The sequence below is a fragment of the Rhizobium ecuadorense genome (assembly GCF_001187535.1).
In the GTDB taxonomy this organism is placed as follows: Bacteria; Pseudomonadota; Alphaproteobacteria; order Rhizobiales; family Rhizobiaceae; genus Rhizobium; species Rhizobium ecuadorense.
In genome coordinates, this window is sequence record NZ_LFIO01000367.1 from 1 (window position 1) to 15,860 (window position 15,860).

Annotated in this window: 23 protein-coding genes; 12 read left to right on the forward strand and 11 right to left on the reverse strand. The window is 61.2% G+C overall.

Annotated elements, in window-relative coordinates:
• The 3 genes from AF337_RS07540 to AF337_RS07550 form a co-directional block, all read right to left on the reverse strand.
• Positions 1-325, reverse strand: a 325-nt coding sequence (locus tag AF337_RS07540) for a ThuA domain-containing protein (RefSeq protein WP_193393587.1), incomplete at its 3' end; no start/stop codon positions are given.
• A 192-nt stretch (positions 326-517) separates the two neighbouring features.
• Entirely contained in the window at positions 518-859 is a 342-nt protein-coding gene (locus tag AF337_RS07545) for a DMT family transporter (RefSeq protein WP_049731616.1), read from the reverse strand.
• A gap of 17 nt (positions 860-876) precedes the next feature.
• Positions 877-1,440: a TetR/AcrR family transcriptional regulator gene (locus tag AF337_RS07550; RefSeq protein ID WP_049731617.1), complete on the reverse strand. Its 564-nt coding sequence runs from the start codon at positions 1,438-1,440 to the stop codon at positions 877-879.
• Positions 1,441-1,601: 161 nt separating this feature from the next.
• On the opposite strand from AF337_RS07550, the gene AF337_RS07555 reads away from it, so the two are divergent.
• Complete coding sequence (locus AF337_RS07555) at positions 1,602-2,006, forward strand: group II truncated hemoglobin (protein ID WP_049731709.1); 405 nt, start codon at positions 1,602-1,604, stop codon at positions 2,004-2,006.
• 2 nt (positions 2,007-2,008) lie between these two features.
• Entirely contained in the window at positions 2,009-2,380 is a 372-nt protein-coding gene (locus AF337_RS07560; protein WP_049731618.1) for a DUF423 domain-containing protein, read from the forward strand.
• On the opposite strand, the gene AF337_RS07565 is transcribed toward AF337_RS07560, so the two are convergent.
• The 6 genes from AF337_RS07565 to AF337_RS07590 form a co-directional block, all read right to left on the reverse strand.
• Positions 2,377-2,748 (reverse strand): bleomycin resistance protein, encoded by a 372-nt coding sequence (locus tag AF337_RS07565; protein WP_049731619.1) that lies wholly within the window; start codon positions 2,746-2,748, stop codon positions 2,377-2,379. The genes AF337_RS07560 and AF337_RS07565 overlap by 4 nt on opposite strands.
• The gene (hmuQ, locus tag AF337_RS07570; RefSeq protein ID WP_049731620.1) at positions 2,745-3,059 is read right to left on the reverse strand and encodes a heme-degrading protein HmuQ; all 315 of its coding nucleotides are present in this window, start codon (positions 3,057-3,059) and stop codon (positions 2,745-2,747) included. The genes AF337_RS07565 and hmuQ overlap by 4 nt, the downstream gene beginning before the upstream one ends.
• Positions 3,060-3,068: 9 nt before the next feature.
• Positions 3,069-3,341, reverse strand: coding sequence for a hypothetical protein (locus AF337_RS07575; RefSeq protein ID WP_049731621.1), 273 nt, complete (start codon positions 3,339-3,341; stop codon positions 3,069-3,071).
• Positions 3,338-3,745: a DUF2325 domain-containing protein gene (locus AF337_RS07580; RefSeq protein ID WP_049731622.1), complete on the reverse strand. Its 408-nt coding sequence runs from the start codon at positions 3,743-3,745 to the stop codon at positions 3,338-3,340. The genes AF337_RS07575 and AF337_RS07580 overlap by 4 nt, the downstream gene beginning before the upstream one ends.
• A gap of 109 nt (positions 3,746-3,854) precedes the next feature.
• Positions 3,855-5,159 (reverse strand): cell envelope integrity protein TolA, encoded by a 1,305-nt coding sequence (gene tolA, locus AF337_RS07585; protein WP_049731623.1) that lies wholly within the window; start codon positions 5,157-5,159, stop codon positions 3,855-3,857.
• A gap of 57 nt (positions 5,160-5,216) precedes the next feature.
• Positions 5,217-5,642: a hypothetical protein gene (locus AF337_RS07590; RefSeq protein WP_049731624.1), complete on the reverse strand. Its 426-nt coding sequence runs from the start codon at positions 5,640-5,642 to the stop codon at positions 5,217-5,219.
• 177 nt (positions 5,643-5,819) lie between these two features.
• On the opposite strand from AF337_RS07590, the gene hemP reads away from it, so the two are divergent.
• The 7 genes from hemP (at position 5,820) to AF337_RS07625 (ending at position 10,844) form a co-directional block, all read left to right on the forward strand.
• A complete protein-coding gene (hemP, locus tag AF337_RS07595; RefSeq protein WP_049731625.1) occupies positions 5,820-6,002 on the forward strand; it encodes a hemin uptake protein HemP in 183 nt (60 codons plus the stop codon).
• Between the two features lie 19 nt (positions 6,003-6,021).
• A complete protein-coding gene (locus AF337_RS07600) occupies positions 6,022-7,071 on the forward strand; it encodes a hemin-degrading factor (RefSeq protein ID WP_049731626.1) in 1,050 nt (349 codons plus the stop codon).
• Positions 7,072-7,082: 11 nt separating this feature from the next.
• On the forward strand, positions 7,083-8,012 hold the full coding sequence (locus AF337_RS07605; protein ID WP_049731627.1) for a heme/hemin ABC transporter substrate-binding protein: 930 nt from the start codon (positions 7,083-7,085) through the stop codon (positions 8,010-8,012).
• A 2-nt stretch (positions 8,013-8,014) separates the two neighbouring features.
• A complete protein-coding gene (locus AF337_RS07610; RefSeq protein WP_049731628.1) occupies positions 8,015-9,127 on the forward strand; it encodes a FecCD family ABC transporter permease in 1,113 nt (370 codons plus the stop codon).
• A 20-nt stretch (positions 9,128-9,147) separates the two neighbouring features.
• Entirely contained in the window at positions 9,148-9,942 is a 795-nt protein-coding gene (locus AF337_RS07615; RefSeq protein ID WP_049731629.1) for a heme ABC transporter ATP-binding protein, read from the forward strand.
• Positions 9,943-10,091: 149 nt separating this feature from the next.
• A complete protein-coding gene (locus AF337_RS07620) occupies positions 10,092-10,436 on the forward strand; it encodes an ElaB/YgaM/YqjD family protein (RefSeq protein WP_049731630.1) in 345 nt (114 codons plus the stop codon).
• A gap of 9 nt (positions 10,437-10,445) precedes the next feature.
• The gene (locus AF337_RS07625; protein ID WP_049731631.1) at positions 10,446-10,844 is read left to right on the forward strand and encodes a hypothetical protein; all 399 of its coding nucleotides are present in this window, start codon (positions 10,446-10,448) and stop codon (positions 10,842-10,844) included.
• A gap of 211 nt (positions 10,845-11,055) precedes the next feature.
• Here the strand turns inward: AF337_RS07625 and AF337_RS07630 are convergent, their stop codons facing one another.
• Both AF337_RS07630 and AF337_RS07635 read right to left on the reverse strand, forming a co-directional pair.
• Positions 11,056-11,613 (reverse strand): RNA polymerase sigma factor, encoded by a 558-nt coding sequence (locus AF337_RS07630; protein WP_049731632.1) that lies wholly within the window; start codon positions 11,611-11,613, stop codon positions 11,056-11,058.
• Positions 11,614-11,623: 10 nt separating this feature from the next.
• Positions 11,624-11,830 (reverse strand): NepR family anti-sigma factor, encoded by a 207-nt coding sequence (locus tag AF337_RS07635; RefSeq protein WP_007630755.1) that lies wholly within the window; start codon positions 11,828-11,830, stop codon positions 11,624-11,626.
• Between the two features lie 254 nt (positions 11,831-12,084).
• Here AF337_RS07635 and AF337_RS07640 point away from each other — a divergent pair, with 254 nt between their 5' ends.
• From AF337_RS07640 to AF337_RS07650, 3 genes are all read left to right on the forward strand, one after another.
• Positions 12,085-12,879: a response regulator gene (locus AF337_RS07640; protein ID WP_049731633.1), complete on the forward strand. Its 795-nt coding sequence runs from the start codon at positions 12,085-12,087 to the stop codon at positions 12,877-12,879.
• Positions 12,880-13,127: 248 nt separating this feature from the next.
• Entirely contained in the window at positions 13,128-14,081 is a 954-nt protein-coding gene (locus AF337_RS07645; RefSeq protein WP_049731710.1) for a sensor histidine kinase, read from the forward strand.
• A gap of 411 nt (positions 14,082-14,492) precedes the next feature.
• Positions 14,493-15,854 (forward strand): NAD(P)-dependent oxidoreductase, encoded by a 1,362-nt coding sequence (locus tag AF337_RS07650; RefSeq protein WP_049731634.1) that lies wholly within the window; start codon positions 14,493-14,495, stop codon positions 15,852-15,854.
• The last annotated feature ends 6 nt before the right edge of the window (positions 15,855-15,860 follow it).

Here is a 15,860-nt window from a genome sequence, read left to right on the forward strand (position 1 = left end):
TGAAGATCTTGGAGAAATGGCCGGAATGCAGCACCAGCAGGCCCATGCCTTCCCAGACGCGCCTGGCGACGCGCTCGACGACGACGTCGGAGACCGCGCCATGATCCTTGTGACCCCACCAGGTCAGCACATCGGTTTCGGCAAGGCGTGCCTCGCTCAGCCCATGCTCCGGCTCCTGCAGCGTCGCGGTCGTCGCCGAGATGGCGGGATCGGCGTTCAGCGCATTGGCGATCGTCGTATGCATGCCTTCGGGATATATGCCGCGGACGATCTCATTGGTGGTCTCGTGGATATTCTCTCCCCAGACGACGGTGCGAATGGCCATGATGTGCTCCTGTAGAAACTGGAAGTATCGATAGGCGGGAAAGCAGAGATTCAAAGCGCTTTGGAAAACGGCGCCGACTGCGCCTCGTCTCCTCCACGTCTCAGCAACACATAGACCTTTGTCAGGAATTTGACAAAGGGGAAAATTCAACTGCGGAAGATCGAAAATCCGGCTGGAAATATCACAGCAATATCAATGAGAAATTGATTTCGAGAAGAGATTGACGACGACAACGCCTGAAATGATCAGCCCGAGCCCGACGATGGCCGGCAGATCGAGACGCTGCTTGAAGAAGACCAGACCGACCGAGGAAATCAGCACGATTCCCAAAGCGCTCCAAATCGCATAGGCGATGCCGACAGGAATGCTTTTCAGCGTCAGCGACAGGCAATAGAAGGCGGCCGCATAACAGGCGACGACGAGCACAGTCGGCCCGATACGGGTGAACTGCTGCGACAGTTGCAGCGCGGTCGTGCCGATGACCTCGAGCACGATGGCGGCAAACAACAGCCCGTAGACGGCAGCCTGGCTCATGGCGAAATTCCTTCGGATTATTTCCCGGTCAGTTCGACAAGGCGATCGATGAGGTCCCGCCTCAGAACGCCGTCGATATCATGGCTTTCCAGCGTATCTGCAAACCACAGCCCGTCGGCGGCGAAACGCACGAGCTGCGCGTCGAGGGAGGAATCGGTGCCGACATATTCTTCCGCCCGCGCCTGCACCCATTGGCGCCAGCGAAGGCGCAGCCGGGGCTCGGCAAGAAGCGCGATCGTCACCTGCGTCCAGCTCCTGGAATCGTCGGGACGATCCTTGAGACCGGATACGGCCCTCACATAGGCGCGGGTAAAACGGCCCTGCGGCAGCGGATCGCCACGCATCAGTTCCTCTATATCGGCGTCGAACTTTTCGAGCAGGCTCTCGAACAGGGCATCAAGCAGCGCATTCTTCGTCGGGAAGTGATGCAGCAACCCGCCCTTGCTGACGCTGGAGGCGGCGGACACCGCATCGAGCGTGACCGCGGCCATGCCTTCGCTAGCAGCAAGGCGCGCCGCGACATTCAGCAACTGCTGGCGCACGAGGACAGGCTGTTTCTTGCGATGATGGGCGTTCGACATGTGATTAAAAGATACCGTCCGGACGGTTTTGTCAAGAAGAATCGATTGGAACCCTTGTGGCGCGGGCATTATGCGCAAAATGCCGCGGCAGCTTGATGACGGTTGCGATCATTTCACCCCCGGTGCATGAAAGACTGGGGAATGACATCTGGGATGGTTTCGTGAGCGAGAAGGCCACCACTCTATATGAAGCGATCGGCGGCGATCCTGTCGTGCGGGCGCTGACGCACCGTTTCTACGAGTTGATGGACAGGCTGCCGGAGGCAAGCCACGTGCGCGCCGTGCATCCGCCGAGCCTTCACGGCAGCGAAGAGAAATTTTACGAATATATGACCGGTTATCTCGGCGGCCCGCCGCTCTATACCGACAAACGCGGCCATCCGCGCCTGCGCAGTCGCCATTTCGTCGCCGAGATCGGCGCCATCGAGCGCGACGAGTGGCTGCTCTGTTTCCGCCGCGCCCTGGACGAGACGATCGCGAGCCAGGCGCTGCGCGATCTCATCTGGGCGCCGGTGGAGCGGCTCGCCTATCACATGCAGAACAAGGCCGCTGAAGACAAGGAATAACCATGAGCTTGAACGCGCGCCTGGAACCGGCGCTTTATCTCTTTGCCGGCCTGTTCGGCGTCGCCGGCGTGGCGCTCGCCGCCCTTGCCGCCCATGGCGGCGGGCAAGCCAATCTTGCCGCATCCGCATCGACCATGTGCCTTGCGCACGCTCCTGCCCTGCTGGCACTGGCTCTCGGCACAACGAGGCTCAAAACCGCCTGGCTGGCCGGTTTCCTCATGATTTTGGGAACGCTGCTCTTTGCCGGTGACCTAGTCACCCTGCGCTTCACCGGCGCCGGCCTCTTCCCCTATGCCGCCCCGACCGGCGGCTGGGCGATGATGCTCGGCTGGTTGGCCGTTGCGGCGGGTGCTGTCTTCCGCGTCAGAGCTTAGCCGCGCTGCTGCGGTACGCGACCGAAGCGCAAGAGGTTGCCGTGTGGATCGTGGATATAGAATTCCTCCATGTTCCACGGCCGCACTTCCATCTCGGTCAGGCGTTCGATGCCCTTTTCGCGATATTCCGCATGAAGGACGCCGATACCGCCGCCCCTGAGATAGACTGAGGTCTTCCCGCAGAGCCCGGCATCTTCGGTGCGCCAGAAATGCAGTTCCATGTCGTCACGCCGCAGGATGAGATAATCCTCCGCCTGATAGACGACATTGGCAAAGCCGAGCCTGTCTCGATAGAAGGCAAGCGTCGCATCGATATCGAGCGACGGAAGAACCGGCAGGACCTCGATGCGATCAGGCCCCTGGTTCATATGCCGTCGACCACGTTGAAGCCTTCGAAGACCGGCGGCCCCTTATACATCGCCTTGCGGTCGCCGGCATTGCGATGCGCAGCGCGAAAATTCTCGGACTTCGTCCAGTCCTGGAAATCCGCTTCGCTCTTCCAGACCGTGTGCGAGGAATAGAGCGTGTAGCCCTCCTCTTCGTTGAGCTTGCCGCGCAGCAGGCGGAATTCGACGAAACCGGGCACCTCGGCCAGGCTGGAATCCCGATTGCGCCAGACCGTCTCGAAATCACCTTCGTTCCCGGTTGCGACCTTGAAGCGGTTCATTGCGATATACATGCGATCTCCTTACGCCTTCCTCTTGCCGGCCCTTGCCGCATACGAGGGAAAAGCGAGAATATTATTGCCGTTTGCCGCCGCCGCGCCAAGCGGCCTCGTCGTCGCTTCTCCGGGCATGCGCGCTTCCCAGGTCGGGAACAGCGCCACATTCTGGTAGATCTCCTGGCGTTCGGCATGCTGGCGGAAAACTTCGTAGAGCTCGGGCACGAGGCCCTCGCCCGTCTGTGCGGCAAGCTTGTGCAGGCCGATCATGGTGAAACCGTCGGGACGCTGATCGTTCATCGGGTATTGTCTCGCTCGTTCATCGTATTCAGCGCGCGCTCCAGGCTGGACTTGCTGCCGTTGCGAAGCGGGATGAAGGCCTTGCCGAACTTTTTGCAGCCGGTCTTCACGCGCAGGCAGGCATCGTGGCTGATACAGTCGATCGGGCAGAAGACGCAGTCGACCGAAGGCAGCACGGTGTCGATGCGGGACACCGCTTCGCGCAGGCCGCCGTCGTGATGGATGAGTTCGGCACCGAAATTGCTGGCGATCTGGCGAAGATGCGCCACCTGGCAGTCACGGCCGCCGACATAAAGGAAACTGCGGCCATCCAGTTTGGATCGTCCGGCGGATGCCTGAGCAACACCCTCGCCCGCGACGTCGCGGACCTCCCGGTTCGATCCCTTCTTGCCCTTGCGAGCCATATACCACCCGTTCACTCGTTGATCGTCACACGATTCCTGCGTGTGCGGGTGGACCTTATTAAACCTGATTTTTAGAGTAAAGTATAAAGTTGATTATTTTTATCATATTTTATCGCGAGGTGACCTGAACCTCCTGGGTGAAGCTCCAACTGGCCTTACCCCACTCGGGCGGCAACGGCGGAAACGGCGCAGCGCGGCGTACGCCATCGAGAGCAACCTTGTCCAAATCCGGAATACCTGAGCTACCGGCAACGGAAACTGACGACAGCCTGCCCGTTCCATCAATCGTCAATCTGAGACGCACGGAAATTGCTCCGCCCATCCTCTTGTATTCGTCAGGCACCCGAATTGCGCGGCGGATACGCTTCTGCACCTTGCCAGGATAGTTGGCTACAGCCGCGCTTCCAATACCATCGCCTCTACCTGATGCCGTCGACATGCCGTTGAACTCTGGCGCGTCCTGACCGGTCGTTACGCCCCTCGTCGTATCGCGGCGATCCGCGCCATTTTTTCCACCCGTAGGCTCAACCTTCTTCCGAGGCTGCTCTTTTTTGTCCGGTTTCGGCTTTTCAACCTTTGATGTCGGTTTCGGCTCTGGCTTCTCTTCGGGTTTCGGCGACACTTCGGCGGTCTCGACGGGCTTCACTTCCTCTGGCTGAACTTCCATCGGCTGCACCGGAGCCGTCACCGCCTGTTGTGGGACGAGGGTCGGCACCACATCAGGCGCGGGCTGCTCCGGCACTACGGTTGCCATGGGCTGAGCGACGAAAGTTTCGGCGGGATTCTGAGAAACGAGAATCTCTGGCTCCGCAGCCACAGCTGTCTCGGGCGAAACACGGGTCACCTCTTGGGGCTGGGTGTCTGTCGGCCGAAGTTCGTCAGTCACAGTCGTCGATTGAAACGTATCCGGCTTAACTTCCTCTGCGGCAATTTCATCCGGCTTCAATTCCAGTTCCGGGTCGCCTGCCGACGTCTGGTCAATATCGGAATCGCCAAATACGATGACGCTGACAGCCTCACCAGCGTCTTCAATCACTTCGTTCGGCGGTTGCGGCATGAACAGAGCAAGAGCGACTACCAGACTTGTGTGGAAAAGCAGCGAACCTAGGCAGGTCAAAGCCAGCCGCCGCCGCACCGGCTTCTTCTCGTCATCCTGTTTTTCCACCGCAGCATCCATCGGCGGCGCGGAGAGAGGAACAGCCGACGCTGTTTCCGGATGGTCGGGAAAGGAGGATATCTGCGCAAAACGCGTGTAGTGGATCATCGTTTCGCCGGCCGGCTGCCGCTGCGCATTGCGCAATTCGGCAAGCTCGTGGCCGGGATGCATACCGGGCGTGTTGTCGTTCAGACTACTATCGGCGTCCGCCTCCCCGATGAGCACCTGTCTCGATCTGGTTTTCGCTGAAATCGCCATTGTCTACGCCTCGGACAGCCTGAAACATGTCCGCCGGGGATCATCCCCGGCGTTATCTTAGCCCTCGAAGGGAACCGAAATCTGCGAGCGGGTGACGAGGCCCTTCATGCATTCGCCCACCGCCGGCCCGTCGCAGACGGGCGTGTCGTTGATGAGGATGCGCGTCACGCTCTCGCATTTGACATTGGGCATATCGAACTGGCGCACCCGCTTCTTGCCCTGCGGCAGATCGCGGAAATCGAGCACGGTGATGCGGTCGACGGCATTCTTGTCGTTGAAGAAGGCAAGTTCGAAGGAGACCTTGTTGATGGCGGCCGGCAGCTGGTTCAGCGCCACGAAGGTCATCATGCAGCCCTTCTGCGAGGGCGCCAGCGCATTGAGTTCGACATCGAGGGAGGCTGCCGGTGCCGCCTCCTGCGCCTGACAAACGCTTGAAAACGTCATCGCCATGCCGGCCGCAACAGCCGCAAACCTACCTGTCATAAAACCTTCTCCGTCATCGTTGCGAGCAGCCCGCAGGCAGCTCGTATCAGCAATTTCGAAAACTTGACTATAATAGTCTCCTATTGCGTCTTTAAAAAACTATGAGTAAGAAAGTCAAGATAAATGTCACCACAACCGGGAGCCCAGAAGCCCGGCCTCACGGAATTGCCAACCGAAATGATGGTTGAAAAGCCAGATAACTTTAAGCACGTGCCGCTGCCGAGCGAGCCCGCGGCGCAGCACCGGATCGTCGAAAGCGCGGATCTTTTCCGCGGCGCGAACGAGATCATGATCAGACACGACGGCGTGATCTATCGCCTGAAGATCACCCGCCAGGGCAAGCTCATTCTCAATAAGTAGGGCCAATAGTAGGTAACACATGACCGAACAGACAAGACCGGCGCCAGCCGAAATCCGTGCGTTTCGCGCCGAAAACCCGAAGCTGCGCGAGCGCGATATCGCCGCTCAGTTGAAGATTTCCGAGGCGGCCCTCGTCGCCGCCGAAACCGGCATCAGCGTCACCCGCATCGATGGCAGCGCGCTGAAGTTTCTCGAACGCGTAGCGAGCCTCGGCGAAGTGATGGCGCTGTCGCGCAACGAAAGTGCCGTGCACGAAAAGATCGGCGTCTTCGAAAACATCAAGTCGGGCGTGCAGGCCGCCATCGTTCTCGGTGAGAATATCGATCTGCGCATCTTCCCAAGCCGCTGGGAACACGGCTTCGCCGTATCCAAGACGGATGGCGACCAGGTGCGCCTCAGCCTTCAATATTTCGACAAGGCGGGTACCGCCGTGCACAAGGTGCACCTGCGCCCGAATTCGAACGTCGAGGCCTATCATGCGATGGTTGCCGCGTTGAAGCTGGAAGACCAGTCGCAGGATTTCGTCGAGGCCGCGAGCTCAAATATCGTCGATGAAACCGCCGACGTCAGCCGCGACGAATTGCGCGACAACTGGAGCAGGCTCACCGATACCCACGAGTTCTTCGGCATGCTCAAGCGCCTGAAGATCGGCCGCCAGGCGGCCGTGCGCAGCGTCGGCGACGACTATGCCTGGAAGCTCGACAACAGCGCGACGGCGGAGATGATGCATGCCTCGGTGAAATCCGGCCCGCCGATCATGTGCTTCGTCGCCAATGACGGCATCGTCCAGATCCATTCCGGCTCGATCTTCAACGTCCAGGCCATGGGCCCATGGATCAATATCATGGACCCGACCTTCCATCTGCATCTGCGCCAGGATCACATCGCCGAGACCTGGGCCGTGCGCAAGCCGACCAAGGACGGCCACGTTACCTCGCTGGAGGCTTACAATGCCAAGGGCGAGATGATCATCCAGTTCTTCGGCAAGCGGAAGGAAGGTTCCGACGAACGCGCCGAGTGGCGCGAGATCATGGAAAATCTACCGCGGGCAGCAAGTGTCGCCGCATAAGGATCATAGCGATGACGATGCGTAACAATCTGCGAAGGATTCGCCCCTGGCAGCTGGCCCTGACGGCGGCCGTCATGGCGCTGCCGCTGATCCCGTCGGTACCGGCGGTCAAAGGCTTCGCCTTCGTCCGCGCCGCCCATGCCGAGGACAAGAAGCTCGACACGTCGCGCCTGGTTTCAGTCGGCGGCGATATCACCGAGATCGTCTATGCGCTCGGCGAGGAAAGCCGGCTGATCGCCCGCGACACGACGAGCATCTACCCGGAGGCGGCGCTGAAGCTGCCCAACGTCGGCTACATGCGGGCGCTCTCGCCGGAAGGTATCCTTGCCATGAACCCCACGGCGATCATCGCCGTCGAGGGTTCGGGCCCGAAGGAGGCGCTGGCCGTCCTGAAGAATGCCAGCGTGCCCTTCGAGACTGTGCCGAGCCCCTTTACCCGCGACGGCATCATCGCCAAGATCGACCGTGTGGGCACGCTGCTCGGTGTACCCGACAAGGCGAAGGCGCTTGAACAAAAGGTGGCGTCCGATCTCGACGCGGCGATCACCGAGGCCGAAAAGCGTCCGGAGGCCGAGCGCAAGCGCGTTCTCTTCATCCTCAGCGCCCAGAACGGCCGGATCATGGCATCGGGCACCGGCACGGCGGCCGACGGCATCGTCAAGCTCGCCGGCGCCATCAACGCCGTCGGCGCATTCCCGGGTTACAAGCCGCTGACGGACGAGGCGATCATCGAAGCCAAGCCCGACATCATCCTGATGATGAACCGCGGCGACGGCGCCGGCACCAGGAACGAGGACCTGCTGGCCCAGCCGGCGATCGCGCTGACGCCGGCTGGCGAGAAGAAGGCGATCATCCGCATGGACGGCATCTACCTGCTCGGCTTCGGCCCGCGCACCGCAGCCGCCGCGCGTGAACTCAACGCGGCGATCTACGGGGGCTGATCATGGCCCTGCCGCAAGCCATGATGGAACGAAGGCGACCATTCCCGATGGCCGAGATCCGCGTAAACCGGCAGACGGGCGACAGAACGCGGCTCGCCTTGCTGGTCATCGCGCTGCTCGTCATCGGCTCGGTGTTCTCGATGCTGTTTTCGGTGACGACGGGCGCCTCGGATGCCTCGATCCTCGACGTTATCGGCAACATGGCCGGTTCCGAGGCGGCGCTCAGCACGCGCGACCGGATCATCATCTTCGACATCCGCCTGCCGAGAGCGATCCTCGGCTTCCTGATCGGCGCCTCGCTGGCCGTTTCCGGCACGGTGATGCAGGGCCTGTTCCGCAATCCGCTGGCCGATCCCGGCCTTGTCGGCGTCTCCTCCGGTGCAAGCCTCGGTGCCGTCACCATGATCGTGCTCGGCGGCAGCCTTGCAGCGCCGCTTCAGGCACTTCTCGGCATCTATGCCCTGCCGGCGGCCGCCTTTGGCGGCGGTCTCGTCACGACGCTGCTGCTCTACAGGATCGCCACCCGCCACGGCCAGACCTCGGTGGCAACGATGCTGCTGGCCGGCATCGCTCTCAGCGCGCTTGCCCTGGCGATGACGGGTCTGCTGATCTACATGGCCAACGACCAGCAACTGCGCGACCTGACATTCTGGAGCATGGGCTCGCTGGCCGGCGCCACATGGACGAAGATCGCCGCCGCCAGCCCGATCATTCTCCTGTCCTTCACCGCCCTGCCCTTCATGGCGCGCGGCCTCAATGCCATTACGCTCGGCGAGGCCGCCGCCTTTCATATGGGCGTGCCGGTGCAGCGGCTGAAGAATGTCGCGATAACAGGCGTCGCTGCGGCGACCGGCGCGTCCGTCGCCGCCAGCGGCGGCATTGGTTTCGTCGGCATCGTCGTGCCGCATATCCTGCGCATGGCGATCGGCCCGGACCATCGTTTCCTGCTGCCGGCCGCAGCCCTTCTCGGCGGCTCTCTGCTGATCTTCGCCGATGTCCTGGCGCGCACCCTGGTCGCCCCGGCCGAGCTGCCGATCGGCATCATCACCGCGGCGGTCGGCGGGCCATTCTTCCTGTGGATTCTGCTGAGGCAGCGTTCGCGCCTTGCCCTGTGAGTGCTGTCGTGAGTGACAAGATGATTGAAGTTTCCGATCTCTCCGTCCGCCTTTCCGGCAAATCGATCATCAGTGACGTCGCCTTCACGGCAAAGGCCGGCGAGCTGACGGCGATTGCCGGGCCGAACGGCTCCGGCAAGACGACGACGATGAAAGCCATCTCCGGCGAGCTTGCCTATGGTGGCTCGGTGCGCATCGGCGGCGACGAGGTGAAAGAGCTGAAGCCCTGGCGGCTTGCCGCCCTTCGCGGCGTGCTGCCGCAGGCAAGCACCATCTCATTTCCCTTCACCGTGCGCGAGATCGTCCGCATTGGCCTGACATCGGGCATCAACCTCAATCCCGACAAGGCCGAGCAGACGGCGGCGGCAGCACTTGCATCGGTCGACCTGACCGGCTTCGAAGGCCGTTTCTATCAGGAACTCTCCGGCGGCGAGCAGCAGCGCGTTCAGCTTGCCCGCGTGCTCTGCCAGATCGCCAAGCCCGTCATCGACGGCAAACCCTGCTGGCTGCTGCTCGACGAGCCGGTCTCGAGCCTCGACATCAGCCACCAGCTGACGATCATGACGCTTGCCCGCAATTTCTGCAAAGGCGGCGGCGGCGTCATCGCCGTCATGCATGATCTCAACCTGACGGCGCTCTTTGCCGATCGCATCGTGCTGATGAAATCCGGCCGCCTCGCCGCCGCCGGCAGCATCGGTGACGTGTTGACGGATGAAACGATGCTGTCGGTTTTCGGCTGCGCGCTGCGGATCAACCAGGTGCCGGCCGACGGCACGCCCTTCGTGCTCGCCCACAGCGCCATTTCCGAGCGCTAACCGCCGCATGCGGCGGAACTTTTGACCGCCCGGCACGTTTTCGGCAGTAATCTGGGTCAATGCCGGGCGATATCTCTTATGCAACGGACGGTGGTGACCCCAGTGCGAAATAGGCGGGCTTGCGCGCGCCCCAGCCAATGGAGACAGCCATGAGCTATTCAATCTTCCAGTCCGGCCGCAGCCGCCGCAACGGCACCTTCCACAATCTGGAATCCGGCATCGAGGAGCAGATCGAGGCGTTGCGCGACGACCTCGCGGAACTGACGCGCCTCGTCGGCAAGAGTTCGCGTCACCAAAGCGAGAAAATCCGCAGCCAGGCCGGCGCCGGTTACGAAGAACTGCTCGGCCGCAGCGAGGATCTGCTGCGCGAATTGCAGCGGGGCTATGAACTCGGCGCCACCGAAATGCGCGAAACCGTGCGCAAACATCCGCTGGCAACCATCGGCGCAGCTGCCGTTTTCGGCCTGGCCATCGCCTTCCTCGCCCGCCGCTGAGGAAGCGCAATGCTGTCGATCCTCAGCCTGCTGACGGGCGCAAGCGTGCACCGGACCGTTGCACGCGCCAAGCGCAATAGCATCTTCATCGCGCTCGCCGCACTTTTTCTCCTCACCGCCTACGCGCTGGCCGTCACCGCCGGCGCCATCTGGCTCGCCGGCATCTACGGCGCCCTCGGCGCCGTTCTCTTCCTCGCCGCCTGCGCGCTGCTGATCGCCATCATCGCACTGGTGGTAATGGTCGTCATCAACGCCCGGGAGAAGCGCCGCGCCCGCGAACGCCGCGCGGCAATGGAGTCGCTCGCAACAGTGGGCCTCGGCCTCGTCCGCGCCCAGCCGCTGCTGACGGCCGGCGTTCTGGCGGCGATCGTCGCGGCTAATCTGGTGGGGACGAAGCGGGAGGATTGATCTGATGGGACCGGATCTCAGGTCGCTCGTCATTAAAGCGCATTCCCCTCCCTCATTCCTGTGCTCGTCACAGGAATGAGGTGGAGATGAAGCGCCCTAAATGGCATCGGCCAAGCAGATGCTCGTTCTGCTCGACAACCGACAACCGACAACCGACAACGCTAAAAAAAGCCGGCGCCTCAACAGGCAAGCGCCGCCCCAATCAACCGCATCAAAACGCAAACGCCTTCGACGTCAGCGGTGCCGAGGTGGCGTCGGGGCCGAAATCGGCTTCGCCTGATATCTGCAGCAGCTCCTGCAGTCGCTGGCGGGCGCGGTTGACGCGGCTCTTGATGGTGCCGACGGCGCAGCCGCAGATTTCGGCCGCTTCCTCGTAGGAGAAACCCGAGGCGCCGACGAGGATGATCGCCTCGCGCTGATCCGGCGGCAGTTGGTCGAGCGCCTTCTTGAAGTCCTGCAGATCGAGCGCGCCGTATTGCGAGGGGTGCATCGCCATCGATTCCGTGAACAGCCCGTCGCTGTCCTGGATCTCGCGGCCGCTCTTGCGCATCTGGCTATAAAGTTCGTTGCGCAGGATCGTGAAGAGCCAGGCCTTCATATTGGTGCCCATCTCGAAATGATCCTGTTTGGCCCAGGCCTTCATAATGGTATCCTGGACGAGATCGTCGGCACGATCATGCCGTCCGATGAGCGAAATTGCGAAAGCGCGGAGACTTGGGAGGGCCGCCAGCAATTCCCGCTTGAAGCTGGGTTGCGTTTTTTCTTCCATGCGGACGATCCTATTCGGCCATCTTGGCAGAAGCCATCATTTCGGCATGGTCGAGCTTTTCGAGAAGGTCGAGAAAACGATCCGGAATCGCCTCCTCCTGCGCGGAGGCATAGAGCGACCGCAGCCTGACGCCGATCTGATTGTTCGGGTCCAGTATGTCGCTTGCCCGCAGCTCCAGCTTGCGCTGATCGGCTGCTTCTTTCTTGCGTGTCGTCATCAATTCGTCTTCTCGCCGGTTGTCTGTTGGGGCGCGCATGGGGCTGATCACGATTTCAACCATCGACACCGACCCTTCGATTGTCGATGTTGCTGGCATTTTTTGCTGCATCGGTCAAAACGCTACGCCCTTTCTTCGTCGGCTTGAATAATGCGGCGCGACAAAAAAAGTTCCTGCCGTTCCGGAACTTTTTTATCAAGGCGACGTTAACCGGTCATTGGAGCCAATGACCGGCCTGCATACGGGAGCCCTTAATGACACTTTCCACTCGAATTGCGCCGCACCTTCCTTATCTGCGCCGCTATTCCCGCGCCCTGACCGGCACTCAGACTTCGGGCGACGCTTACGTCGCCGCCGTTCTCGAAGCTATCATCGCCGATCTCACTATTTTCCCGGATACGGCGAATGACCGGGTGGCACTCTACAAACTGTTTACGCAATTGTTTGGTTCCACCGCCATCCAGATTCCGGAGCCGACCTCGCCCTATGCCTGGGAACAGCGCGCCACCTTGAACCTTTCGAAGGTTTCGCCGGGCGCCCGCCAGGCCTTCCTGCTCGCCTCCGTGGAGAATTTCCGCGTCGCCGAGATCGGCGAAATCCTGGAACTCGACGAACAGGATGTCATGCGTCTGCTCGACATGGCCTCGCAGGAGATTTCCCGCCAGGTTGCGACCGATATCATGATCATCGAGGACGAGCCGCTGATCGCCATGGATATCGAGCAAATGGTCGAAAGCCTCGGCCATCGGGTCACCGGCATAGCCCGCACCCATGCCGAGGCCGTCGCGCTCTACAACAAGACCAAGCCGAGCATGGTGCTGGCCGACATTCAGCTGGCCGACGGCAGCTCCGGCATCGACGCCGTCAACGACATCCTCAAGACGTCGAGCGTGCCGGTGATCTTCATTACCGCTTTCCCGGAAAGGCTTCTGACCGGCGAGCGCCCCGAACCGACTTTCCTTGTCACCAAACCCTTCAACCCAGACATGGTCAAGGCATTGATCAGCCAAGCTCTTTTCTTCAACGAATCGACCAAAGTGGCCGCCTGAGACGCAATTTTCCGGCCTTCGGAACCAAATCGCCAAAGCAGGCGTTCCGGTGCTACCGGGACGCTCCGCTGGCCTTAACGGTTTTTGCAGCGCTTTGTTCTAGAGTTGACGGGCGGCGTCTCTGAGGGCGCTCCGTCAGCGACGTTCAAGATGTCACAAGGCAAGATGTCACAAGGAAAGGCGGCCGAGTGAATACGACGGAACCATTATCCGGCACGCCTTTCACCTTCGAGGGCAAAGCCGCAATGATGGAGCGCGCGCTCGGCAGCGCCGGGATTTCAATCCTCTGCCAGGATGCCCGGCTGTCAATCTTCTATGCCGAAAATCTGCCGCCGCATTTCGCAGCGCTCTTCACGCTGGGCGGCGGCGATGCCGCCCTGTTCGGCGACGCGCACGGCCGGTATCTGACGGCGCTGAAACACAAGGTGCTGGAAACCGGAATCCCCAACAATGCCGAGGTCGAGATCGACGTCGACGGCGAAATGCGCACCTATGAGCTGAAAATCCAGCGCACCGGCAAACGCGGCACCCATGGACTTCTGTCGGTCATGGCGGAGGTCACCGAAAGCCGGCATCGTGAGAAAGTGCTGAAATCGCTGCTGCGTGAACTCTCGCACCGCTCGAAGAACCTTCTTGCCATCATCCAGGGCATCGCCACGCAGACGGCGCGCAACACGCTCTCCCTCGACAGCTTCCTCCTCAAGTTCCGCGGCCGGCTGCAATCGCTTTCCAACTCGCAGGATCTGATCACGGATTCGAGCTGGCGCGGCGCCTATCTGTTCGAACTTGCCGAAAAGCAATTTGCGCCCTATTGGCCGGAAACGGCCGGCTCGATGCCGATCTATGGCATCAACGCCCATCTGACGCCGAATGCCGCCGTGCATCTCGGGCTCGCCCTGCACGAACTCATCGTCAACTCCGCCTCCTACGGCGCGATATCAGGCGGCGCCGCCTCGATCACCTTGAATTGCCGCGACGCCATGATCGGCGACAGAAAGGCGATCGAAGTAACCTGGGCGGAGGTGCTGCAGAACCAGTCGGAAGTCCACGAATTCAGCGACAACAGCTTCGGCCGCACCGTGCTCGAGCGTGTCGTACCCTCGTCGGTCAACGGCAAGGCGGAGCTGAACCTCGTTCCCGGCCGCATCGAATATCGTCTGACCATTCCGGAAACCGAATTCGAGATTTTCAAGCGGGTGTGAAAGTCTGGGAAACACTACAGCCGAACGGAAAAACAGCCGGTGCGAGGGCGGCGCACCGGCTGTCTTCACTCACCGGGAGGGGACCGTGAGTACGTCCGGATAGTGGGTTGGGGGCGCGCATGTTGGGTCGATGCGATCACCATCCGGATATCGCAATAACGGCGACCTCAGACATTGGTTCCCTCCGCGGACAAAAAAATTCGACTTTTTTGAATCTTTTTTCGGATGCTCGTCTCCGGCCATACGCCCGATCATTTCAGCAACGGGCGCCTCCGAAAATTAAACTGATAAAACAGTTACTTATCGGACGGCGCCCAAAACAAAACCGTCAAAATTTTACCGTTTGATAAATTTTTAAACCTGAGTTACGCTTTCCCTCACAGGCCGTTTACCAATAATGAGGGAACTTCAATGGAACGACTGGAAACCGGGATTCATGCCGGCCGGCTTTCGCCCGCCGAGTATGAGGCTAATTTTTCCGATCTTCATCCGCGCCTCGACAATCATGAGGCGCTGGTCGCCGCCGACCGCTGTTATTTCTGTTACGACGCGCCGTGCATGACGGCCTGTCCCACCTCGATCGACATTCCGCTGTTCATCCGCCAGATTTCGACCGGCAATCCGATCGGCTCGGCCAAGACCATCTTCGATCAGAACATCCTCGGCGGCATGTGCGCCCGGGTCTGTCCCACCGAAGAGCTCTGCGAACAGGCCTGCGTGCGCAACACCGCCGAAGAGCGCCCGGTCGAGATCGGCCGCCTGCAGCGCTATGCGACCGATGCCGCCATGCAGGCCGGCAGGCAGTTCTATGCCAGGGCTGAAACATCAGGAAAGACGATCGCCATCGTCGGCGCGGGCCCAGCGGGCCTTGCCGCCGCCCATCGTCTGGCCGTGAAGGGCCATTCCGTCACCATTTATGACGGCAGGGAAAAATCCGGCGGCCTCAACGAATACGGCATCGCCACCTATAAGGCGGTCGACGATTTCGCTCAGAAGGAAGTCGACTACATCATGTCGATCGGCGGCATCGACGTTCGCCACGGCGCTCTTCTCGGCCGCGATTTTTCGCTTGCCGATCTGCAGGCGCAATATGACGCCATCTTCCTCGGCATCGGTCTTGCCGGCGTCAATGCTCTGCGCATCGACGGCGAAAACCTCGCCGGCGTCGACGACGCCGTCGATTTCATCGCCGCACTCCGCCAGGCCGAGGACAAGAGCGACATCGCCATCGGCCGCCGTGTCGTCGTTCTTGGCGGCGGCATGACAGCGATCGACGCCGCCGTCCAGGCCAAGCTGCTCGGCGCCGAGGAGGTGACGATCTGTTATCGCCGCGGCAAGGAGCAGATGAACGCCTCGGAATACGAGCAGGATCTGGCAAGCTCCAAGGGCGTCATCATCCGCCACTGGCTGGCGCCAAAATCGATCCTCGCTCAGGACGGCAAGGTCGCCGCCATCGAAGTTGAGTACACCAAGCTTGTCGACGGCCGCCTTATCGGCACCGGCGAGACCGGCGTCATCGCCGCCGACCAGATCTTCAAGGCGATCGGCCAGAGCTTTGATGCCTCCGGCCTCGGTCCCCTGCGCATGGAATCCGGCCGTATCGCCGTCGATGTCGAAGGCCACACCTCGCTCGATGGCGTCTGGGCCGGCGGCGACTGCGTCTTCGGCGGCGACGATCTCACGGTTTCCGCCGTCGCCCATGGCCGCGACGCAGCTGAATCCATCCATCGCACCCTGTCCGCAGCCGCCGCTCCGGCTGTCGCGGTCGCTTGAAGGGGA